The 4,105-nt window shown below is 68.7% G+C and carries 3 protein-coding genes; all 3 read right to left on the minus strand.

Features of this window, described 5'->3' with window-relative positions; translation table 11 throughout:
* The coding region (locus VEG08_08095; GenBank protein HXZ27943.1) for a YCF48-related protein at positions 1 to 922 on the minus strand (922 nt) is incomplete at its 3' end.
* A gap of 264 nt (positions 923 to 1,186) precedes the next feature.
* Positions 1,187 to 2,272 (minus strand): DUF6599 family protein, encoded by a 1,086-nt coding sequence (locus VEG08_08100; protein HXZ27944.1) that lies wholly within the window; start codon positions 2,270 to 2,272, stop codon positions 1,187 to 1,189.
* 146 nt (positions 2,273 to 2,418) lie between these two features.
* On the minus strand, positions 2,419 to 4,105 hold a 1,687-nt coding region (locus VEG08_08105; GenBank protein ID HXZ27945.1), incomplete at its 5' end, for an N-acetylmuramoyl-L-alanine amidase.

Below are 4,105 nucleotides of genomic sequence, written 5' to 3' on the forward strand. Positions count from 1 at the left end.
GCAAGAGGAACTTCCAGCTCCGGAGATCGTCCTCGGAGAATGCCGACGCGGCAGATCCGACCGCCGCTAGCCCGCCGCGGCTCGTGACGTAGGCGACAGCCGAGAAATACCTCTGAGGCGCGGCCGGAGCCAGCGTCCAGGACGCGCCACCGTCATCGCTGAGAGCCAGGTTGGCGCCGCCCTGCTCGGGGTGCTGGTAGTCGCCGCCGGCGATCACGCCGTGGCGGGCATCACGGAAGGCGATGGAGAAGATCCCGGAGGAAGCACTGCCGTGCACGATGGGAGTCTCCGCCGCCTGCCAGGAGAGGCCGCGGTCGCGGGAGCGGAAGACGCGCGCCGTCGCGCTTCCGGTCGCGAACCACACGCTCTTCGCGCCCTGGGTGGCGATGCAGGTGCCGCTGGCGGCGAACAGGGCCTCGCTGTCGCGCGCAGCGGGCCCGGCCAGCATCTCCCAGTTGCGGCCGCCGTTGGAGGTCGCGACGAGCTGGAAGTGTCCGCCCACCGGATCGCCCACCGCGATGCCGTGCTGCTCATCCCAGAAGGCCATGCAGTCGAGGAAGCCTTTGGGCTCGTGGTTGGTGAACTGCAGTTGCCAGTGAGCGCCGCGGTCCGAGGTCTTATAGATGCGCGACTGCTCGCCCGGCCCCGCCGCCAGCAGGTAGGCGGTGTCCCCGAACGCTTCCACGTCGCGGAAGTCGAGTGCCTCCGCGCCCGGAAGCTGCGCCGCGGTCCAGTGCAGGCCGCCGTCGGTGGTCACCAGGTAGGTGCCGTGCGTGCCGCTGGCCCAGACTTCCCTGGCGCTGGCGACGCTCACGCCGCGCAGCGACTCCTTCGAGTGACTCTCCTGCGGTTGCCACTGCGCCCACGCCGGCACGCCAGAGAGCATCAGGAGCAACGCCGATGAGATCAGGACCGTGCGCATACAAACGAAACGGCCGCCCTGGCAGGGGCGACCGTCTCTTCAAGGGAGAATAGTTCCAACGGAAGTTTTCAGGCGACCGTCAAAACTTTCTGGCGAAATCTTATGAGCCGGAAAGAGGGGGTGTCAAGGAATTTTTCCGAGATAAATGCTTTTGGTTTCAATGACTTACACGGGGTCGTAATTTTCACAGCGAAACCCGGCAAAACCCCAGTGTTTCCCGCGGTACCGCCTCTAAGCTCATGAGCGGACGCAAGTTATGGATGGCTAGCGCAGGTTCAGGCGGATGATCTCCACGTCGTCGGGGCGGTCGAAGAAGCGGTCGGGGTAGAGCCGCTTGATGAGCACGCGCAGCCCTCCGAAGGCGATGCCCACCACCAGCATGAACAGGAAGAGCAGCGCGACCAGGTAGATGATGTTGATGACCAGATTGGTGACGCTGTTCTTGGGGCCCAGGAAGGTGGGCTCGTTCCAGGTGACGTCGGCATCGTAGTTCACCGACTCCAGCAGGGAGCGCGCTTCGCTGGGCGAACTGGGGCCGGCGACCACCGCCACCAGCGGCCCGCTGCGCCGCGCCACGAACATATCGCCGCGGGGACGGTCGCCGCCCGCCGCAAAAGCCTGGATGGCGCGCAGGCGGTCGCCGGCGATCTGCGGCGTGGGGTACTGGATCACGGTGAGCGTGGCCGTGCCCGCGGAGGTGGTGTAGTCGCCGCTCACCGCCTCGGCGCTGCGCCCGAAGTCCACCAGTTGGGCGGGCAGCCGCGACTGCGCCTGTGCCAGCGCCTCGGGGCCTTCGATGTAGCGCACCGAGTTGCGGACGTATCCCTGCAGCGGCAGGTAGAGCGGCAGGATGGGGAGGGTGGCGGAACGGCGGCCAGGCGCGGGCAGGAGCTTGGCCAGTTCGCGCAGCGAGGCCGCCGACATGGCCGTCACCTTGTCCAGGCGGACGTCGACCACGATGTTGGCCTGCAGGAAGAGCACGTGCAGGCCCGCCGAGCCCGCCATGGTGCCGATCTTCTCCTCCACCATCCGCGGCTCGCGGTAGAAGAAGAACGCTCCCAGGGCGCCGCTGGCGTCGGTGAAGCGCGCCGCCTTCACCTGGATGCTGCGGCCCGGCTGGGTGTAGGTGGCCTCCTCGAAGTCGGTGAGGCCGTATTCCTTGAGCAGGGCGGCGTAAGCGGGATCGGCGGCCGCCGGGTCGGCGCCGGTGCGCCCTCCCGGGGCCTTCTGCCAGCCGGCGAACTCCGGCGGCAGCAGGGGCGCCGCGGGCTGCGCCGGCGCGGCCGCCAGTGGCACGGCCAGCAGCAAGATCGCCGCCAGGATGCTGAGGATGCGCCGCGTGGAAGGCATGCCATTCCCTTCTATTAGACTACCGCCGCGAGGGCAAAGGTTCCAGAGAGCAGGAGTTTGGAGTTGGCGCAAGATGGGCCCAAGGGGTGGGGTTGCCACCAGAGCAGCTCCGCTGACTACTAACTCCTAGCTACTAACTACTGCTCTTACGGCCCGTCTTCCTTGGGCGCCTTGGCGGCCACCTTGACCCCGCCCAAGCCGTTGGCGTAGCGGGCGATGCCCTTATAGAGCGCCTCGGCGATCTTCTGCCGATATTCCGGGGTCTTCAGCTTCTGTTCGTCCTTGGGGTTGCTGAGGAAGGAGATCTCCGCCAGCACCGAGGGCATGTTGGCGCCGATGAGCACCACGAAGGGGGCCTTCTTGACGCCGCGGTCGCGGATGGCGGCGCCCTTCGACGACATCCCGGTGTGCATCCCCCAGTTCACGTCGGCAGCGAACTCGCGCGACTCCTCGATCTTGTCCTTGAGCGCGATCTTCTTCACCAGGTCCTGCAGCTCGTGGATGGACTGCTCGGAGGCCGCGTTCTCGCGGGCCGCCACCTCCAGCGCGTCCTTGGAGGAGGTGAAATTCAGGTAGTAGGTCTCGACCCCGCGGGCCCCGGGGTCCCGGCTGGAGTTGGCGTGGATGGAGATGAACAGGTCCGCCTGCGCCTGGTTGGCGATGGCGGTGCGCTCTTCCAGGGGGATGAAGGTATCGTCGTCGCGGGTGTAGGTGACGTCGGCCCCCAGGCGCTTCTCCAGCAGCTTGCCCAGCCGCAGGGCCACGTCCAGCACCAACTCCTTCTCCTCCAGGCCGGCGGGACCGATGGTGCCGGTGTCGTGGCCGCCGTGGCCGGCATCCACCACGATGCGCCCGATCTTCAGGCCCAGGGCGCGGGTGAGGGAGCGGTCGCCCTCGGCGGTGGGCTGGGCCTCGTGCGGCCGGGCCGATTGGGGAGTGGGCTTGCTGGCGGGCTCCTTCGGGCTCCTGAGCTCCGCTTCCTTCGCCTCCGCACTCTTGTTCTCCGCCGGCTTGGGCGGACTCTTCTCCGCGGCGGCCGCGGGAGCGGGAGGAGCCGCCGCCGCGGGCCGGGACTCCGTCCGGGCGGCGGGGGCGGGCGGGCTCTTGGCTTCCGGAGGCGCGCTCTTCGCGGCCGCCTCGGCCTCGCGGCGCGGCAAGGGCGACGGCGGCGGCGCGCTGGCCAGCTCCCGCGTGGGCTTGCGCCCGTGCAGGTCGATGATCAGCCGCTCCGGGTTGGGCAGCAGGAAGGCCGAGTACTCGGAGACGTCGTCCACCTCCAGCACTACCCGCGCCATGTCGGGCTGGTACTGGGCGACGCGGATCTTCTTCAGGAAGCCGTCTCCCGCCTCGAAACTCCTGCCCGCCAGCCCGGGGGCCAGCTTGCTGCTATGCAGATCGAAGAAGATGCGGTCGGGATGCGGCACCCGCCCGGCTTCGTACTGTACTTCGCCTTCCAGGTCGATGACCACGCGGGTGTAGTCGGGGGTGGACCAGTAGCGCAGCCCGCTCACCTGCAGGGGGCGCGCGGCAGCCGGGGCCGGGGCGCCCGAGGCCGGGACAGGCTGCGGGCGCGGAGTCTCCTTCGCGGCCACCGCCTGCTGGTCGTGCTTGCTCTTCTCCGCGGCCGCGCCGTCGATCCTGGCGATGGCGTCGCGCGCCTGCGCCGAAAGCGGGTGACGCGGGTGCGCCTTCAGGAAGTCGTCGAAGGCCGCCCGCGCCTGTTCGGCGTCGTTCAGATCCTGGAGATAGATCTCGGCGACGGCGAACTGGGCCTCCGCCCGGTGCCTGCTGCCGGGATACTCGCGCATCAGGAAGCGGTATTGGGCGATGGCG

The organism is Terriglobales bacterium (genome assembly GCA_035624475.1).
Taxonomy (GTDB): Bacteria; Acidobacteriota; Terriglobia; order Terriglobales; family Acidobacteriaceae; genus DASPRL01.

Bases quoted from the DNA above. Each gene is read 5' to 3' on its own strand.
- VEG08_08100 (HXZ27944.1), bottom strand. From the start codon at position 2,272: ATGCCTTCCACGCGGCGCATCCTCAGCATCCTGGCGGCGATCTTGCTG.